Here is a 15798-nt window from a genome sequence, read left to right on the forward strand (position 1 = left end):
GTTACTGATACATCTTGGGCTTATTTTGTTTCGTTTTATCACGTTTGTCTTTTTTACTGCCTTTACTGCCTTCAATAACCTGAAAGGGATTGGGGCGACGATTAGCTGTTACAGATCGCTTTAATCCTGGTTTCATTGGTCTGACCTTAGGAGTTTTTTTGGTGAACCGCGGCATGAATTTGCCTGTTTTTAAAAAATTACGCGCAAGATACAACAGGAGAGCAGAAAAGGCAATTAACGCGATCATTGTACCGGGGTTCTGTAAGAATTCAGTTGTAAAACCTATAACCGCCAACAGCATGATTATCCCAAAAACCGGATAAAGAAAGCCTCTTTTCAACTAGCTTCACCTCTTTAAGATAGGTTACTTAACCGGTGGTAGCAAGCTTTTGATTCTTCAAAAATTCCTGATCCCGTTCCCTCATTTTTTCAAAAGAGGCAATAGCTACTTCCACTTGCGTATCATCAGGTTCTCTTGTTGTGATGCGTTGCAACCAGAGCCCAGGATAACCCAAGAAACGAAGAATTGGAATATCTCGCAATAGGTTGGTTCCTTGTAGAACCTCATACGAAACGCCTATTACCACTGGCAACAAGATAATCCGTTGAACAACACGATCCCACATTGTATGGTAATCAACTAGGGAGTATACAAACACACCGACAATAATGGAAAAAATGAGAAAGCTACTGCCGCAACGGTAGTGTAGGGTGGAAAAACTTTGCACGTTCTTTACTGTTAATTCTACCCCAGCCTCATACGCGTTAATCACTTTATGTTCAGCACCGTGATATTGAAATAATCGTTTGATCAGGGGTGTCTGGGCAATCAAGCTAATATAACCGATGAGCAGGAAGAATTTAATTCCGCCTTCAATTAAATTTTGCCACACCCCAGCCGGAACCCATTTGCCAAATAGAAAGCCTGCAAGTATGGCTGGTACAACCGTAAATAAAATTTTACCGACTAGAAAAGAAAGAACACCTACCACGGCGACGCCTAATATTAGTGTCATCTTAGATGGACCAGAGCTTTTATCTGCCTCGTCATCTGATTCCATGCTGTATTGTTCAGAAGCGAAGTTCAGATGCTTAGCTCCGCTGGCACTTGCCTCAATCAATCCAACGATTCCGCGAAGAAATGGAATTTTTTTCAGGTTATTCACCCATGTGATCGTCTTTTTAGGCTCTTCAAAGAATTCAATCTCCTGATTCTTTCGGCGGATGGCGGTTACGGTCACTTTTCTACCGCCAAACATAACGCCTTCTATTACGGCCTGCCCGCCATATGCCGGCACATTTTGCTGCTTCAAATTTAATCACCATCCTTATTCCTATTGTAACCGAAAGTTATATCCTTCTGCCACCTAATGTTCCAAGGTACTTTTCGCTATGAATCATTTCATGTTTTTCCTGGACATAGCCATACTAGTACTGAGGTGATTAACGTGAGTGCAACTATCTCGAAACAACAACGGCTAAAAACAGAGGAATTTGAAGAGCAGCAACCCAAAAATCGATCCTCGTCTGATAAAAATGTAAAGGCAAAACCGATTCAGGCGAAAACAATTTTCCAAATTGTTATATGTGGAGCGTTAATCTGGAGTATTCTTCGTATCCTTATGCACTTCTTTCAATTTACTCCTTATGGGGTCTATGTCTTTGCTCGTCCGTTCCTTGGCAAAGCTAGAGAGAATTCCTACGAAGGTCTAGCTTTAGGAGTGGTTATGTTATTTCTGATTATTTTTGTTGCATGCTTGGTGTATCACTTTGTTCTTGGCAACCTTTACAATTGGTGGCTTGGGGCATTGTATGGAATTGCGTTTTTTTATTTATTTGGGTATTTTTTTCACATGCATCGCTGGGGATGGGGAGTCTGGAGCACAGAATTTTTCTGGTTTATGTCACTAGGGATGTTCATTGGGATGAGCATCGTGGCGGAAAGGTTTGATACCGAGGAAACAAGCAAAAATGAAAGAGACCAATAATGTAGCGATGAAAAGAATATGGTAAGATAGACAGAGATTAAGGGGGAAGGGAGATGACCAACTATGATCTCTGTCTTGGTATTAAATGGACCCAATTTACATGCATTAGGGAAACGTGAGCCTGCTATTTATGGCCAGGATACGTTAGAAGATATTGTAGCGCATTTGCAAGAGGTAGCAAATGAACTGCATGTCTCAATCGGACATCTTCAATCCAATCATGAAGGTGTGCTAATCGATGCTATTCATGATGCACGAGATGTATACGATGGGATCATTATGAATCCTGGGGCGTTTACTCACTATAGCTATGCGATTCGTGATGCGGTAGCCAGTGTGTCGCTGCCTCTGATCGAGGTCCACATCTCCAATGTTCACAAGCGTGAAGAGTTCCGTCATACGTCTGTCATTGCCCCTGTAGCGTTGGGACAGATTGTCGGACTGGGCAATGCAGGATACGAATGGGCATTACGGGCCATGGTTCGCCATTTGCAGCACAACAGAAGTACATAGAAGTCAACCAGGATGGGAGAGATCATGATGTCGCATCGTTTGGAAAAACTAAGAGCTGTATTGAAGGAACAAAATGTAGATGCACTCATTATTGAAAGCGAAGTAAATCGTCAGTATATTAGTAATTTTAGTGGTTCCACAGGATGGGCAATTATATCTTTGGACCAAGCTAAATTTGTCACAGATTTCCGCTATATCGAACAAGCTACGAACGAATGTAGAGATTTTGAAGTCATTAATAATAAACGTCAAGCATTGCCGACGATAAAACAAGTGCTCCAAGATATGAAGGCAGCAAAGGTTGGATTTGAGGCGGAACATACAAGCTATGCGACCTTTGAAGCTTGGAAGCAGACGTTAGACAATGTAGAGTTAGTGGCTACGAAGGGTCTTGTGGAGAAATTGCGTTTGTACAAAGACGAAGCGGAAATCGCTATTATGAGACAGGCAGCCCAATTATCTGATGCTGCTTTTGCTCATGTGATTAAAATAATTAAACCGGGAATTCGTGAAATGGACGTAGCCAGTGAGCTGGAATACTATCTTCGTAAGCACGGTGCAAAAGGCTCCGGATTTGACATTATTGTAGCTTCAGGCAAACGAGGGGCCTTGCCGCATGGTCGTGCCAGTGAAAAAGTAATTGAAGCGGGAGATATGGTAACGATTGATTTTGGGGCACATTACAAGGGTTATCACTCTGATATGACACGTACCTTTGCTGTTGGCGAACCTGATCCGAAAATGAAGGAAATCTACGAGATTGTTTTGCGGGCAGAGCTGGAAGGTGTGAATCGGGTAAAGGTTGGGATGACTGGTAAAGAAGTAGATGCATTGACGCGTGACATCATTAAAGAAGCAGGATATGGAGATTACTACGGTCACGCTGCAGGGCATGGCTTAGGGATGGACGTCCATGAGGCGCCTGCGGTCTCGATGCTTTCAGAAACGGTACTTGAGCCGGGTATGGTGATAACAATTGAGCCGGGCATTTATGTGGAAGGCCTTGGTGGAGTACGTATTGAAGATGATGTGGTATTAACTGAAAATGGAATCGAGATTCTGAACAAAACGCCAAAAGAGTTGCTGATTTTGCCGGTATAAATTATACTATGTAAGGTTGAGTTATATTTAGGAGGAAAAGCATGATTTCTGTAAACGATTTTCGCACTGGTTTAACTATTGAAGTTGACGGTAATATTTATTCAGTACTTGAATTCCAACACGTAAAACCAGGAAAAGGTGCGGCATTCGTTCGTTCCAAACTGCGTAACCTGCGCAATGGTAACGTAACGGAAATGACCTTCCGTGGTGGAGAAAAAGTAAACCCTGCTCGTATTGAATCAAGCACAATGCAATACCTGTATGCAAGCGGTGATGATTATACGTTCATGAATACAGAAACGTATGAGCAAATCACTTTTACAAAACAACAAATTGAGCATGAGTTGAAATTCCTTAAAGAAAACATGAATGTTCAGATCATGCAATATAATGGCGAGACGATCGGTATCCAGCTTCCAAACACAGTTGAATTGGAAGTTACAGAAACAGAACCAGGTATTAAAGGTGATACAGCTACAGGTGCTTCTAAAAAAGCAACGTTGGAAACTGGCTTTATCGTAAACGTACCATTGTTCGTTAACCAAGGTGACAAGTTGATCATTGATACTCGTACTCAAGCGTACGTATCTCGTGCATAAGTAAAATAATTACACAGTATAGCAAAGAAAAACTGCCGATTTTCGGTAGTTTTTTTGCTGTCTGACGCTAGCGTCTTCGAGGGAGACATAAAAACAAGCCTCTAGTCTGAAGTGAATCTAGGGCTTTTTTTTTATTATTTCCCTGCTCGAATGTCGCGTATTGTCATTCGTTCAAGCTGGAGAAAAGCAAAATCACTGATTAAGCCTTCACCTGTTGGGGATTGAGAAACGATCCCTACTTTTACAGTATCGCTAACTGGCAAACTGAAATATCTAATCATTTGAAATTTTTCCCCATCCAAGGAATAATGCAAGGCGAAGGTATCCCCTTTTCTGGCCATTTGCAGCCATGCACTTTTATTCGGAATAGATGGTCCGTTAGCATCATCAGATACACCATTAGTTACTACACTTACAATCGAGTATGTATGAAAGTCCGTTAATTCCAAACAAAGCTTCGCCCAAATCGTCTCGTTTTCCATGACCATGAGAACGGCTGCATCATACGTTGACAGAAATTGATGGCTTACTTTAGAACGTAGAACAAAATCCCCCTGAATATCTGTATAGAGAAAAGGGGCGTTTAACTGCCGTTCTCCATTAGCTGGATTGATAAAAAAGTCAGATTTTGAAGGGGCAGAAAGCTGGACAAGGTTATCCTTCATAGTTATGTCTGCTTCATTTATCCATTTGTTAAAAAGATTCATTATTCTTTTCTCCTATTTTTGTGACTTTAAATGGTTACGTTCCATCATAAATTATAGCAATTTGTTTCTCTTGTTCAAATAATCGAAAAATTAGAAGGAACTGTTATGTTTTTCGTTTAGCTGGATCAAATAGACATACAAAACGAAAGGGGGAGGCATTTCATTGTGTATGAGGATATAAAGCAGGCGGATCAGGATCTTGCTATGACGAGAGAGGCATACCTGGAATTCCTGATGGCTGAGTACGGAGAGAGAATTATTCAATTGGTGTATCTCATCGTAAAAGACCGTAATATGGCGGAGGATATCACTCAGGAGGTATTTCTGAAGGCCTTTCGTGGGCTGCATTCATTTCGAGGAGAAAGTAATGTAAAAACGTGGCTGTATCGAATTGCTATTAACGAAGCAAAAAAATACTTGCGTTCATGGTCTTTTCGGCGAATTTTCTCTACCTTCAAAAAAGAGGATGTTCTTCATAATCAGTACGAACAAACCGAAGAGCGAGTCGAGGAGACGGTTATTGGCAAACTGACGAAGGCAGAAATGGCAGAGAGAGTTATGTCATTGTCTCCTCAGTACCGGCAGATTATTTTGCTGCATTACTATGAGGATTTTACAGTCAAGGAAATAGCACAGGTGCTTGAGATATCTGCAGAGGCAGTACGTACGAAGCTACATCGGGCACGAATGAGCTTTAAGTCATTGTTAGAAAAGGAGGGATTGGAATGGATGTAGAAAAAGAGTTTCGTGAATCTGTTCAGACTGTAAGCCGCAATGCAAGTAAGGATGTGCGTTTTACCGTAGATTTGGAAAAAAGGATTAAAGAAAAGGCCAGCAAGGATGTGCGAAAACGTCATCGCAGACTTTATGCAGTGGCCACAGCAGTAGCCTGCCTTGCTTTGGCGATAACCGTATGGAAATTGACACCTTCAGGATTACAGGAGATTTTGAAACAGTCGGCAACTGCTTTGACGGAGAAAAAGACGAATGCCATCATTGAAAAAGCCCTACAGTCACTTCAAAAAGCAATCCCCGATTTAAGCAGCTATCAGCTTGACATCAAGGAAACAGCGGATAACAGAATTAAGGTTCAGCTACGAGCAAAGGACGGTAAGCTTGCGAAGGTGGCTATCAACCGGGAAACTGGGAGTGTAGAAGTATTTAAGTGGTTTAATAGAGATACCACTGAGCAAATTCCATCCGAAAAGATCGCTAAAGAAAAGGCGGATTTATTTTTGAAATCCCTGCTCGGTAATCATAGTGAAGAATATCAGCAGGTTGCGATAAGTGAGATAAAGCGACCAAAAAGTGGATACCTGGAGTTGGATGTGAAAGGAATGAATGTCTCCTATCAACAGATGAAAAACGGAGAACCCGTTCCTTTCGCTAAGCTATCAGTATGGGTGGATGGTTCCGGGAGAGTTGTTTCCTATGGGGAGCTTAACAAATCAGAGCAAGCGATGCTTATCAAGCTGAAGGAAGCCATTCCTGAGTTAAATACCGAAGCAACTTTGACAAACAAAGAGGTAGAGTCCTCTGGATACCATTTTTCATTAGCGAATGCTGATAAAGAAGGTAATTCACTAATGATCAGTACGGAGGGGAAAGGTGATTTATTGACAAACTACAATCTGGAAACCCCTCGGAAGCAGGGGGTTGAATGGGCAGAAAAGTCGTTGGCAACCAAAAAAGCGAATCGGTTTTTGCAGCATATGCTAGGAGACGATTTTAGCAATTATCAAGAGACAGGAACAACTGGCCGAGCTAGTTACATGCGCTTTTACAACGGATTGCCTGTCCTAGAGGATAATCTTACCGTTGTGGTAGATAAAGGGGGACGTATCATTTATTACTCCAGAGCAACAGGCTTGTACGATCTAGCTAGTTTACCTGATCGGTCTAAAGCAATTTCTCCGAAAAAAGCTGAAGAAGCATTGACGCAAAATATGAAACTACGTTACATCGAGCGTTCAGTAGTCAAGCGTGATCCAGAAACACATCAGGTAATCGAAGAACGCCCGTTGCTTGACTATACTCCAGCCGTTTCACATCTACAAATGGGTAAAATTCGCTCACTCAACTGGTATATAGATGCAGGTACTGGAAAAGTAGAGTATGGTCTGGGGAATAATGGAATTGATTATGATCGTCGTACGACACATGAGCCAATCAGACTCAAAGCCTCAAAACCACCGATGATCAAAACAAAGGAAGAGGCGGCTCGTCTATTGACAGATCATTTTGGAGTAAAGGTAACTGGCCTTCCATTTAGTGAGAGGGAAGGGGAATCCAGGTTTGGAGCAAAACAGCATGTATTCCAATGGCAAACAAAAAATGAGAAGCGCCTTGAGGTGGTTGTGAATGCCAAAACAGGTCAGGTGGAGGAAATAAATATACCGAGAGTTGATGGGAAAATAACCGTTTCCCAACAAGACGCCTTAAAGGAAGCGGTCGCTGCTCTGGAAAAATACGTAGATCCAGGGGTTACCGAGGTACAAATTAGCCGAATCCTGGAGCCGCAAGAGGCTAACCCCGTAAATTCAGGTGACTGGCATTTCTCATTCTTTAAGAGTCAGGACGGTGTACCGGTTATCGAACAATATCCCGATCAGGCTTATGAAGTATCCGTTGACCCGTCTACAGGTAAGGTTAATGGGTTCGAAAATCTTACACAATGGAAGGGCAATATTGTTCTGCCTGATAAGAGTCAAGCCGTACCAGTAAAGGAGGCTGTACAGGAATACCTCAAAGTTATGCCGCTGCAATTAGCATATACCCTAAAGGGAGTAGATAGAGAGAAATTGTCAGAGCCGAAATTAATCTACGTTTCATTAAGTGCGAAAGAGAATGCTGATAAACATATTTATCTGAACGCTATTACAGGAAAAGTAGAAGTGCAATAAATTCATAGAAAAATGTAGCTGATCACATACAAAAATACACCCGATCCTCTTGTATTGGAAAGCTTAGAAGAGACAAACAGAGCTCCTAAGAACCAACGTCAGATAAGCGGGTGTATTTTTGCTTTTTCTTATCATAACTAACCCTCACATTGCTTTGCCTATCCAGTCCAATAGTTTCATGAAAAAGGCTGTTATACCCGCAGCCATTAAAGGACCTACAGGCACTCCTCTAAAAAATACAATCCCAATAATAGAACCAATCACTAAACCTACAATTAACTGAGGGTCAGCACGTAGCATATCCAGCCCTTTTCCGTTTAGATGGGTAGCTAATACACCTCCTATCAATGCCATAATCCCGACAACGGTGGTAAACAGTGGAGTTACATCCTTAAGCGATACCTTTTCACTGGCAAACGGTACGAGAACGGATACGGTTAAAAAGAGAAGGCCCAATTCCAGACCACGTCTCTCCACAGTCGGAAATAGGCGTTCTAACGAGGTTAATTTTAGAACCAACAATAAGCTAGCTGCGGTAGCAATGATAGGAGAACGACCAATCAGGCCAATAATGATGAGTACTACCAACATAATTTCACCGCTTGTGACATGCATGCTTCATCGAACCCCTGTCCTGTGTCTTCCTCTCAAACTTATGAGCCAAGCAGGGGGAGTATGCATTTTTCCTTACATACAGGAACGATTTTATAAAGATTGAGCTGACTAGCCATTTCGATATCTTCCTGATAATGATGCTGCTGCAGACGTTTTCCTGTCTTACTATTCATCATCACTTGCAAGAGTGAAGGAGCAAATGTCAGATAGGCCGCTCGCATTGCTTCCGCTAAATCACATACCTCGATGGAGGGGAGAAAACGCTTCGCTTCCTCTACTAAGAAGCCAGCACACAGACCATCCTCTAAAGCAAATTCCATTCGAGTCCCAGAGCAATATAAGGTGATATCGCGTTTTAATTGAAGGGCTTGAGCTATACAAGCTGTTGCATTTAGAAAAGAAGCGATATACAAATTCTCAGCCTTCTCGGCCTTTTGCATGGCACGGGTACCATTTGTAGTGGTTAACACTAGATGAGGTGTCTGTTCCCAATTTACCTTTTTCATAGTAATAGGAGAATTATTTTCGTCAAACGAGGTGATTTTTTTGCAGTGGCGTTCCCCAGCTAGAACAGATTCAGATGTTCGTAGAGCCAGTGCTTGCCTAATTGTCTCAGTAGCACTAACGACTCGACAACCGTGCGCCAGAGCGCTGACAATTGTGCTAGTGGAGCGGAGTACATCAATTACGATGACGGTTCGATGTATAATCTGTTCTACTCGTATTTCTTCAACGGTGGGGACCAGCTCTATTCGCATACCAATCTTCTCCTGTCTTCTAATACCTGATAGGCGGTATCACCACGCAACCCACGTCGCAGAGTTTCGAGAGATAAGAGGTCTGCAGGAGCAATGTTTCCTAGATTAGCGTCAAGCCCGATTGTCTTTAACAAGCCGATCTGTTGGGGTTTCTGCGGAGCTTCCCAGATTAGCCTAGTTGCTAGCGTAGAGGCTTGTTGTATGACTTGGCGCACGAATTCTGAATCAATTTCGCCGTGTTTGTTATAAATTCCGACATTGCCGCTTTCACGTGCTTCCACAATGACATAGTCAGCACCAGCATTCACGTCTCCCGCGAGTGTTGACAGGAGCATTTCCTGATCAGCACGGAAGGTACTCGCCTTTTGACCATATTCTGAAAATACGCGAAAGCCCATTTCTCTAGCCATCGAAATCGCCTCATGCCTTTCCTGAGTAGAAATAGGCATACTTCCATCTGAAATTTCTACTGCGTTAAATCCTGCATCGCGAATTCGTTCCAGATATGTCTTAACCCCATCCTGCGTATAGGCTATTTCAAAAAAGGTTCCACCAGGCATAACCGCAATATCTAGAGAGAGAGCTAATGTTAGCTTTTCTTCTAGCACAGAAAAGGGATAGAGAACAGAGGTTCCGAAGCCTAGTTTATAAATATCAATGTAGGAGGAAGCAGTGTGTAGCAAGTCTTTCATGGCGTGCAAGCCTAATCCCTTGTCTATTACCATGGTAATACCGGTATGACGTGGCTTACATTCTCGGGTACAGGATGGATCTACCCATTGAGTCGGCCAGAACGCAGTCTCATTTTCCATTCGTAAGCTCTCTCCAATCCATAGGCATTTGTTTTACCATATGCAGTCTGTGTCTACATGGTCGAAGGGGTATAAGCCTATCTATTTTTGATTGCAAAAAGGACATAACATCGGACAAGGTGCATAGAGTGGGTAAAAGAAGGGAGAGACGTGCATGTGGGAAAAGGCAATTATTGGGATGGCGTCCCTGCGATTGTTGTCCGGCAGTCTGGAAATTATTGTAGCTTTGCTGATCCTTAAGGTAAACCAAGTTGAAAAAGCATTGATCTATAATTCCGGTTTAGCGTTGGTTGGTCCCATAATCTTACTTACAACGACTACGATTGGAATGGTAGGTATATCTGACAAATTATCACTTACGAAAATACTATGGATTTTTATTGGGGTAACTTGTATTTTGATTGGCGTAAAAAGTAAATAGTGCATGATGGTTCTGGGGAATACTACCCACTAGCATAAGTGAGGAGGAATTCTTATGGAACATGTGGAACAGCATTTGGCTTATTTACAAGGATTAATGGAGGGACTGGATCCAGAACTAGCAGGGTTGGAAGAAAAAGCCTTATACAGACTGGTACAGCTTTGTGATGATTTGGTAGCGGAAATGAGAACGCTCCATGTACGTGTAGAAGAATGTGAACAATATGTTGAAGCTGTAGACGAGGATTTAACCGATCTGGAGTACCTGTTATACGATGATGATGAATTTTACGAAACGGTATACGAAGACTATCAAGAAGCGATGAACTACAGAGAGCGATTCTCTGATTTGGATGACTCGGACGAAGCGTATTATTACGAAGCGCTTCACGATACAGACAAGAAAGGGGTCGTTTCACATGTCCACGAATTAGAATGTCCTCAATGCAGAGAGGTTTTAATGGTCAAAGAAGAGGTTGATCCTGAGGGCTATCATTCCTATGAAATAACCAATCGCTCTCATCAGGATGTTCATAACCCTTCCTAGCTCATTTTACACGCATAAGATCAGGCCACTCTAGTAACGGAAAAAGTTGTGCTAGTTTTCCTTGGCTTGATAGTCATAAATGTTGTCCCTTCCTGCATAGGATGAGATAAGTCTGAGTGGACAAAGGGGAGACTTTATGAAACATATCTTGTCTTTGTTGCCGACAGAGATTCGCGCCGTGATAGCCGCTCTGCCTGTAAAAGTGCAAGAACATGTAGAAGAGATTCGACTACGGCAAAACTTACCAATTGAAATTCGTTACGGACATCAAGCTAGTTATGTAACACCTACAGGTCAGCTAACAGCCAATTTTCGCCAAGGGTGGATGTTTCGTGAGGATTCCAGCGTGAAATTGCTTAATCAGATTAGTCAGCACTCGCTTTATGCGCTGGAGGAAGAATTAAGACGGGGCTACATTACGGTTGTCGGAGGACATCGTATCGGTATCGCTGGCAGGGTGGTGTTAGAGCATGGAGATGTTAAAGGAATTCGAGATATTACCAGTTTTAATATAAGGATTGCCCGTGAGAAAAAGGGAGTTGCCAGGGACATTCTCGCCTGTCTATTTGATCAGGGACAATTCCAATCAACATTGGTGATCTCGCCTCCTCAATGCGGCAAAACAACATTACTTCGTGATTTGGCAAGAAGCATTAGTTACGGGAATGAATGGTCTTCTAGCAAAAAAGTAGGGATTGTGGACGAACGCTCCGAAATAGCTGGATGCTACAATGGTGTTCCTCAACGAGACGTAGGGCCGCGCACCGATGTGCTGGACGCTTGTCCGAAAGCGATTGGAATGATGATGATGATTCGTTCCATGTCACCTGATCTGATTGTGGTGGATGAAATCGGAAGACAGGAGGACAGCGAAGCGATATGGGAGGCTTTGCATGCAGGGGTGGGAGTGTTATGCAGTGCTCACGGAATTTCGCTTGAAGATATCGCGAAGCGGCCTACGATTTCTCGTTTAATCAAGGAAAGGGTCTTTAAACGGTACGTGATTCTTAGTCGCAAGCACGGAGCCGGCACAATTGAGGGACTATACGATGAACATTTGCGATCGATTCATAAGGAGAAGGTTATATGCTTAAGATAGGGGCAGCCATCGTAGTGCTAGTGTCAGCCTCTCTCATTGGTATCCAGCTTGGAAAGCGTTATAGCGACCGAGTGAAGGAATTAAGAGCTTTGCTGCACTCCTTGCAAATGCTGGAGACCGAGATCGTATATGGAGCTACCCCCCTCTCCCTAGCCTTTGAAAAAATTTCTGTTCGTGTGACCCGCAGCATTGGGAATCTGTACAAGCGGGCCAGTGAGCTGTTACAAACAAAAGCAGGCGAATCCACCCAAATGGTATGGCAAACCGCATTAGAACAAACATGGAGCTTAACTGCGCTACGAAAAGAGGAGAAGGAAATTTTAAAGAATCTAGGCTATGTGATGGGGAATTCTGATCGAGAGGACCAAAAGAAGCATCTGCAACTAACAGTCTTTCATTTGCGAGGTTTAGAAGAAGAGGCTAAGGAAGAACAGCTCAAGTATGAAAAAATGTACAAAAATTTAGGATTTTTAGGCGGACTTCTCATTGTCATATTAATGATGTAAGAGCGAGGTGTGGGGCGTGGGCTTTGATTTGACTCCAGTGTTTCAAATTGCCGGCGTTGGGTTTATCGTAGCGATAATCCAGACGGTACTAAAAGCCTCAGGAAAGGAAGACATTGCTCAATGGGCGACGTTGGTCGGATTTATCATTGTGTTGTTTATGGTAGCGCATTATCTAGGCGATTTATTTACTGAGGTCAAACGAGTCTTCCTTTTTAATTAGGGGGTGAGGAGCCGTTGGACATCGTACAAATTGTCGGTCTGGGCTTAGTAGCAACGCTTCTCGCCCTTGTGATTAAAGAACAAAAACCCTTATTCGCCTTTTTGCTGGCTATCGTAAGCGGTGTCATCATTTTTACCTTTTTAATTGGCAAGATATCTGATGTTATTCGTGTTTTAGAAAAGTTAGCTGTCCATGCAGACCTCAACCTTGTGTTTCTTAGCACGATTCTAAAGATTATCGGGATTGCTTACATTGCCGAATTTGGAGCGCAGGTGACAAGAGATGCTGGACAAGGGGCCATCGCCTCCAAAATTGAATTAGCTGGCAAAGTGCTTATTCTTGTCATGGCCGTTCCCATTATTCAAATCATTATTGAAACAGTCGTCAATTTATTGCCTGCGTAAAGGGAGGTGAGGATGAACGATGGCACACAGATGTACCCTCTTGCTCCTGTTTCTTCTGCTATTCTTTGCAAATGGTGCCATCGCAGCATCATCAAATCCCGAGAATTTTTCGCCAGTGGAAAAAATGGTCAAGCAGCAAACGGAGCATTTAAATCTACAACAAATAGAGACCTTTTGGAAAAAGACATTGGACCAGTATGAGGGGTACTTGCCAGATCTGAAACAAAAAGGCTTCATGCAATTGCTGATGGAGGATGGCAGTTTGTCACCATCAGGGATGCTTAAAGGGATTTTAAAATTCTTCTTTCATGAAATTCTGATGAACGGGAAGCTGCTCAGCTCGATCATCATCATTACTGTATTCGCGATGCTGCTAGAATCCATGCAAAATGCTTTTGAAAAAAATACAGTTTCCGTCGTAGCTTACGCTATTGCTTATCTGGTTCTGATGGTGCTTGCGATGAATAGCTTTCATGTGGCGATTACCTATGCCAAGGGCGCCATTCAAGGGATGTCAGACTTTATGCTTGCCATGATACCGCTAGTACTTGCTTTGCTTGCTTCCATGGGTAACATGGCCTCAGCAGCTATGTTCCATCCTATTATTGTCTTCATGATCAATATAAGCGGGTTTCTTATTTCCACGATAATTTTTCCGCTTTTATTTCTCTCAGCCATGCTTTCTATTGTGAGTCTATTTTCTGAAAGATATAAAGTAACACAGCTTGCCAACTTGCTTCGAAATGTAGCCATGGGAGTGATGGGTACCTTTCTAACAATCTTTCTTGCCATCTTGAGCATTCAGGGAGCTACCTCAGCAATGGCAGATGGGGTCACGATTCGCACAGCAAAGTATATCACAGGTAATTTTGTACCTGTGGTTGGGCGAATGTTCACGGATGCAGCAGATACAGTCGTAAGTGCTTCGGTCCTTGTTAAAAATGCAGTGGGACTGGCTGGTGTGATCATTCTGCTGCTCTTATGTGCTTTTCCAGCTATGAAAATTCTGATATTGGCCCTTATTTATAATTTTTCCTCAGCGGTGCTGCAACCGTTGGGAAATAGCCCGATTATCAAAGCATTAGGTACTATCGGTAAAAGTCTGCTGTATGTTTTTGCAGCCCTAGCAACAGTTGGATTGATGTTCTTTTTAGCCATTACCATCATTATTGCAGCAGGAAACATATCCTTGATGGTTCGGTAGGTGAAATGAAATGGAATGGTTGAATCTCTGGTTGCGAAAGGTTGTTCTGCTAGTGCTGTTAGCCGCCTTTCTGGATCTTATTTTGCCCAATACGAAGATACAGCAATACGTGAAAATGGTGATGGGGCTTATTATTTTGCTAACGATCATGTCGCCAGTCTTCTCAATATTTCAAATTACTCCAGATGAATTAGCCACAAAAATTGGCGTTTACCAAAACGAGCAGAACAAGAAAAAGCAGGAGAACCAGTCGCAGTGGGAGCAAGTAACCCAGAAATTGATTCAAGCCAAAGATGATCAAATGAACCAATATGTCTCCTCGCAATTAAGCAATCTGCTTGCTGAAAAAGTAAAGCTGACTTTTGGGGTGACGCTCTCGGATGTAGCGATTCGGTTTGAATCGCATGGCGCCAGGGAACAAGCGATAAAAGAAATCACGGCAACGATTGCTCCAGATCAATCTTCTACAAATAAAGCCCGGCAAGATCGGAAGGAAGGGATAAATCCGCCTATTGAAAAAATTGAGCCGATCCAATCTATTGAGATAAATCTAAATCATCAACAAGAGGGAAGTGAGAGAAAGGATGAAGCCGTTGTAGCAACTGCTTCGGCGTCTAAACAAGACCCGCTTCATGCAGAGATTGCGGCGTATTTGGCCAAGGAATGCGGTGTGGAAATGAAGCAAGTCCAAATAATTGCTCCCAAACGGGAAGCGGATAAGCGCTGATTGGGCGGTATCTGAAAGGGGGGACCCATGTGCTGAATTCATTAAAGAAATTGATTCAATCCAAGGATGAGCCAAAAAAGATGAAGCCGCTTCATTATTTTATTATCCTGCTTTGCTTAGGCGCGGCATTCATGATCTTTACAGATTTTTTGTCGTTCACCCCAGATATAGCACGAGAGCAAGAAGGTAACTACAGTTCTGTGCAGCCTCCTGAGGATCCGGTTAAAAGCTCTCCCGCTTTCTCTTCTCATGCAACAGGTGGCGATTTAATCCGAGAATACGAGAATCGTTTTGAGACTCAGCTCAAGGATATCTTAGAAAAAGTAACAGGAGTAGGCTCTGTAGAAGTGATGGTGAATCTCGATTCGACTCCAGAAGTGGTGGTGGAGAAAAATCGGGAACAACGACAAGCCACTACAAACGAAACCGACAAAGAAAAAGCGACTCGCGCTCAAAGTGACCAATCCCGCAACGAACAGGTAGTGATCATGAATGGTTCCAAACAAGAACAGCCTGTCGTCGTGAAAACCTTAAAACCTAAAGTGAGAGGAGTGCTGGTTGTAGCAAAAGGAGCCGAAAACATTCAGGTGAAAGCTTGGATTACAGAAGCCGTGCAGAAAACATTAGAAGTACCTGCTTATAAAATTTCTATTTTGCCTAAAAAATAGTAGGAGG

General features: G+C 42.8%; 21 protein-coding genes. 15 read left to right on the forward strand and 6 right to left on the reverse strand.

The features are described 5' to 3' along the window. Position 1: 1 nt before the first annotated feature. Positions 2 to 340, reverse strand: a complete 339-nt coding sequence (locus tag QZ995_RS08160; protein ID WP_301805333.1) for a hypothetical protein — start codon at positions 338 to 340, stop codon at positions 2 to 4. 28 nt (positions 341 to 368) lie between these two features. Then, on the reverse strand, positions 369 to 1313 hold the full coding sequence (locus QZ995_RS08165) for a DUF1385 domain-containing protein (RefSeq protein ID WP_301805335.1): 945 nt from the start codon (positions 1311 to 1313) through the stop codon (positions 369 to 371). Positions 1314 to 1448: 135 nt separating this feature from the next. Between QZ995_RS08165 and QZ995_RS08170 the strand changes: the two genes are divergently transcribed. The 4 genes from QZ995_RS08170 (at position 1449) to efp (ending at position 4201) form a co-directional block, all read left to right on the forward strand. Further along, the gene (locus QZ995_RS08170) at positions 1449 to 1988 is read left to right on the forward strand and encodes a YqhR family membrane protein (protein WP_301805338.1); all 540 of its coding nucleotides are present in this window, start codon (positions 1449 to 1451) and stop codon (positions 1986 to 1988) included. Between the two features lie 63 nt (positions 1989 to 2051). Next, positions 2052 to 2501 (forward strand): type II 3-dehydroquinate dehydratase, encoded by a 450-nt coding sequence (aroQ, locus tag QZ995_RS08175; protein ID WP_301805342.1) that lies wholly within the window; start codon positions 2052 to 2054, stop codon positions 2499 to 2501. A 27-nt stretch (positions 2502 to 2528) separates the two neighbouring features. Then, the gene (locus QZ995_RS08180) at positions 2529 to 3602 is read left to right on the forward strand and encodes a M24 family metallopeptidase (RefSeq protein WP_301805343.1); all 1074 of its coding nucleotides are present in this window, start codon (positions 2529 to 2531) and stop codon (positions 3600 to 3602) included. A gap of 41 nt (positions 3603 to 3643) precedes the next feature. After that, entirely contained in the window at positions 3644 to 4201 is a 558-nt protein-coding gene (gene efp, locus QZ995_RS08185) for an elongation factor P (protein WP_031414306.1), read from the forward strand. Between the two features lie 134 nt (positions 4202 to 4335). Here efp and QZ995_RS08190 read toward each other — a convergent pair whose 3' ends face one another. Then, positions 4336 to 4908 carry a DUF1349 domain-containing protein gene (locus QZ995_RS08190; RefSeq protein ID WP_301805347.1) on the reverse strand — a complete coding sequence of 191 codons (573 nt, stop codon included), beginning with the start codon at positions 4906 to 4908 and terminating at the stop codon, positions 4336 to 4338. Positions 4909 to 5073: 165 nt separating this feature from the next. Here QZ995_RS08190 and QZ995_RS08195 point away from each other — a divergent pair, with 165 nt between their 5' ends. After that, positions 5074 to 5643 (forward strand): sigma-70 family RNA polymerase sigma factor, encoded by a 570-nt coding sequence (locus QZ995_RS08195; protein WP_301805349.1) that lies wholly within the window; start codon positions 5074 to 5076, stop codon positions 5641 to 5643. Continuing rightward, positions 5634 to 7811 carry a YcdB/YcdC domain-containing protein gene (locus tag QZ995_RS08200; RefSeq protein WP_301805352.1) on the forward strand — a complete coding sequence of 726 codons (2178 nt, stop codon included), beginning with the start codon at positions 5634 to 5636 and terminating at the stop codon, positions 7809 to 7811. The genes QZ995_RS08195 and QZ995_RS08200 overlap by 10 nt, the downstream gene beginning before the upstream one ends. Before the next feature lie 144 nt (positions 7812 to 7955). Here QZ995_RS08200 and QZ995_RS08205 read toward each other — a convergent pair whose 3' ends face one another. The 3 genes from QZ995_RS08205 to QZ995_RS08215 are packed head-to-tail and all read right to left on the reverse strand — an operon-like array spanning position 7956 to position 9996. Then, positions 7956 to 8426 (reverse strand): DUF441 domain-containing protein, encoded by a 471-nt coding sequence (locus tag QZ995_RS08205; protein ID WP_031414310.1) that lies wholly within the window; start codon positions 8424 to 8426, stop codon positions 7956 to 7958. Between the two features lie 38 nt (positions 8427 to 8464). Next, positions 8465 to 9184: a 2-phosphosulfolactate phosphatase gene (locus tag QZ995_RS08210; RefSeq protein ID WP_301805359.1), complete on the reverse strand. Its 720-nt coding sequence runs from the start codon at positions 9182 to 9184 to the stop codon at positions 8465 to 8467. Further along, a complete protein-coding gene (locus QZ995_RS08215; RefSeq protein ID WP_301805362.1) occupies positions 9175 to 9996 on the reverse strand; it encodes a phosphosulfolactate synthase in 822 nt (273 codons plus the stop codon). Before QZ995_RS08215 ends, QZ995_RS08210 begins: the two co-directional genes overlap by 10 nt. Positions 9997 to 10150: 154 nt before the next feature. Here QZ995_RS08215 and QZ995_RS08220 point away from each other — a divergent pair, with 154 nt between their 5' ends. From QZ995_RS08220 to spoIIIAG, 9 genes are all read left to right on the forward strand, one after another. Continuing rightward, positions 10151 to 10417 (forward strand): YqhV family protein, encoded by a 267-nt coding sequence (locus tag QZ995_RS08220; protein WP_301805364.1) that lies wholly within the window; start codon positions 10151 to 10153, stop codon positions 10415 to 10417. A gap of 54 nt (positions 10418 to 10471) precedes the next feature. After that, complete coding sequence (locus QZ995_RS08225; protein ID WP_301805367.1) at positions 10472 to 10963, forward strand: CD1247 N-terminal domain-containing protein; 492 nt, start codon at positions 10472 to 10474, stop codon at positions 10961 to 10963. Between the two features lie 136 nt (positions 10964 to 11099). Then, positions 11100 to 12062 (forward strand): stage III sporulation protein AA, encoded by a 963-nt coding sequence (gene spoIIIAA, locus QZ995_RS08230; RefSeq protein ID WP_301805369.1) that lies wholly within the window; start codon positions 11100 to 11102, stop codon positions 12060 to 12062. After that, a complete protein-coding gene (gene spoIIIAB / locus QZ995_RS08235; RefSeq protein ID WP_301805371.1) occupies positions 12050 to 12568 on the forward strand; it encodes a stage III sporulation protein SpoIIIAB in 519 nt (172 codons plus the stop codon). The genes spoIIIAA and spoIIIAB overlap by 13 nt, the downstream gene beginning before the upstream one ends. Positions 12569 to 12584: 16 nt before the next feature. After that, positions 12585 to 12788 carry a stage III sporulation protein AC gene (spoIIIAC, locus tag QZ995_RS08240; protein WP_003337900.1) on the forward strand — a complete coding sequence of 68 codons (204 nt, stop codon included), beginning with the start codon at positions 12585 to 12587 and terminating at the stop codon, positions 12786 to 12788. Between the two features lie 14 nt (positions 12789 to 12802). After that, a complete protein-coding gene (gene spoIIIAD, locus QZ995_RS08245; protein WP_003337898.1) occupies positions 12803 to 13192 on the forward strand; it encodes a stage III sporulation protein AD in 390 nt (129 codons plus the stop codon). Between the two features lie 19 nt (positions 13193 to 13211). Continuing rightward, positions 13212 to 14396 carry a stage III sporulation protein AE gene (gene spoIIIAE / locus QZ995_RS08250; RefSeq protein ID WP_301805381.1) on the forward strand — a complete coding sequence of 395 codons (1185 nt, stop codon included), beginning with the start codon at positions 13212 to 13214 and terminating at the stop codon, positions 14394 to 14396. A 10-nt stretch (positions 14397 to 14406) separates the two neighbouring features. Then, positions 14407 to 15123, forward strand: coding sequence for a stage III sporulation protein AF (gene spoIIIAF, locus QZ995_RS08255; RefSeq protein ID WP_301805384.1), 717 nt, complete (start codon positions 14407 to 14409; stop codon positions 15121 to 15123). A gap of 29 nt (positions 15124 to 15152) precedes the next feature. Next, positions 15153 to 15791 (forward strand): stage III sporulation protein AG, encoded by a 639-nt coding sequence (spoIIIAG, locus tag QZ995_RS08260; protein ID WP_301805387.1) that lies wholly within the window; start codon positions 15153 to 15155, stop codon positions 15789 to 15791. Positions 15792 to 15798: the final 7 nt, after the last annotated feature.

This window comes from Brevibacillus laterosporus (assembly GCF_030489605.1).
GTDB classification, from domain to species: Bacteria; Bacillota; Bacilli; order Brevibacillales; family Brevibacillaceae; genus Brevibacillus_B; species Brevibacillus_B laterosporus_E.

Excerpts from the sequence above, each read along its gene's own strand:
- aroQ (WP_301805342.1), top strand. The coding sequence starts at position 2,052 with ATGATCTCTGTCTTGGTATTAAATGGACCCAATTTACATGCATTAGGG.
- QZ995_RS08180 (WP_301805343.1), top strand. The coding sequence starts at position 2,529 with ATGTCGCATCGTTTGGAAAAACTAAGAGCTGTATTGAAGGAACAAAAT.
- efp (WP_031414306.1), top strand. The coding sequence starts at position 3,644 with ATGATTTCTGTAAACGATTTTCGCACTGGTTTAACTATTGAAGTTGAC.
- QZ995_RS08190 (WP_301805347.1), bottom strand. The coding sequence starts at position 4,908 with ATGAATCTTTTTAACAAATGGATAAATGAAGCAGACATAACTATGAAG.
- QZ995_RS08200 (WP_301805352.1), top strand. The coding sequence starts at position 5,634 with ATGGATGTAGAAAAAGAGTTTCGTGAATCTGTTCAGACTGTAAGCCGC.
- QZ995_RS08205 (WP_031414310.1), bottom strand. The coding sequence starts at position 8,426 with ATGCATGTCACAAGCGGTGAAATTATGTTGGTAGTACTCATCATTATT.
- QZ995_RS08210 (WP_301805359.1), bottom strand. The coding sequence starts at position 9,184 with ATGCGAATAGAGCTGGTCCCCACCGTTGAAGAAATACGAGTAGAACAG.
- QZ995_RS08215 (WP_301805362.1), bottom strand. The coding sequence starts at position 9,996 with ATGGAAAATGAGACTGCGTTCTGGCCGACTCAATGGGTAGATCCATCC.
- QZ995_RS08220 (WP_301805364.1), top strand. The coding sequence starts at position 10,151 with ATGTGGGAAAAGGCAATTATTGGGATGGCGTCCCTGCGATTGTTGTCC.
- QZ995_RS08225 (WP_301805367.1), top strand. The coding sequence starts at position 10,472 with ATGGAACATGTGGAACAGCATTTGGCTTATTTACAAGGATTAATGGAG.
- spoIIIAA (WP_301805369.1), top strand. The coding sequence starts at position 11,100 with ATGAAACATATCTTGTCTTTGTTGCCGACAGAGATTCGCGCCGTGATA.
- spoIIIAB (WP_301805371.1), top strand. The coding sequence starts at position 12,050 with ATGCTTAAGATAGGGGCAGCCATCGTAGTGCTAGTGTCAGCCTCTCTC.
- spoIIIAE (WP_301805381.1), top strand. The coding sequence starts at position 13,212 with ATGGCACACAGATGTACCCTCTTGCTCCTGTTTCTTCTGCTATTCTTT.
- spoIIIAF (WP_301805384.1), top strand. The coding sequence starts at position 14,407 with ATGGAATGGTTGAATCTCTGGTTGCGAAAGGTTGTTCTGCTAGTGCTG.